Annotated in this window: 1 pseudogene; it reads right to left on the reverse strand. The window is 38.4% G+C overall.

From position 1 onward, the window contains the following. Window positions 1–755: pseudogene (locus ACG9ZL_RS21085) on the reverse strand (replication initiation factor domain-containing protein); the annotation flags it as partial.

Genomic DNA, 755 nt, shown 5'->3' on the forward strand with positions numbered 1-755 from the left:
CACGATTACCAACAGTAAAGGTTAAACCTTTGCCGTTTATACGTTTCCAATCACCAAGTTTGTTAATTTCAGGATTACGACCACCGTTAAAGAATCCGCCATCGGTATCCCACTGGTCACAGGCCTGAACAGAAACAAATTCGCTTTCAAAATCATCAAAAGCTATATCGACACGATTTAACTTAGGGTTTTTTGCTTGAGTTTTTAAGAACTTATAAAGTTGCTCATTCCAACCTTTTCGAGCTAAAGCACAACCAGAACCATTAATCTGTACACGTATACGATTGTTATTATTGCCGTAAAGAACCATGCCTAAATTGTCTTGTAGATCATAGCCATACTTATCGAAACGTATGCCACACTTGCGTTTTTCAGAAATGCAGAAACCGAACATTTCAAAAAGTAATTGATCAAGCCATGTTTCAATTGCATCACCCACAGCAAGGTCTATTTGTTCATTTTCTAAGTGCAGGTATTTATCACCAAATGTGGATACACAGAAACTAAAGGTTACCCAGTCAAGACCTACAATATTGTTTTCTACTGGTGTACAGCGAAGTACTGGCAAAACGCCCTTCGGGGTAGAAATTAACTTGTAATTATCTAAGTGACGTGGAAAAGCCTGTGATTCAGATGTTTTTTGCGTATCCGCTACCCCCATATTATAAAAGGGGGTCTCAAGTCCACTTACTGCCGTGTTTTTAGCGGGTATGGCTATTTTTTGTACAAAGATTTCAGCAATAGATTGATCATCT

The sequence above is a fragment of the Acinetobacter legionensis genome (assembly GCF_048551735.1).
In the GTDB taxonomy this organism is placed as follows: domain Bacteria; phylum Pseudomonadota; class Gammaproteobacteria; order Pseudomonadales; family Moraxellaceae; genus Acinetobacter.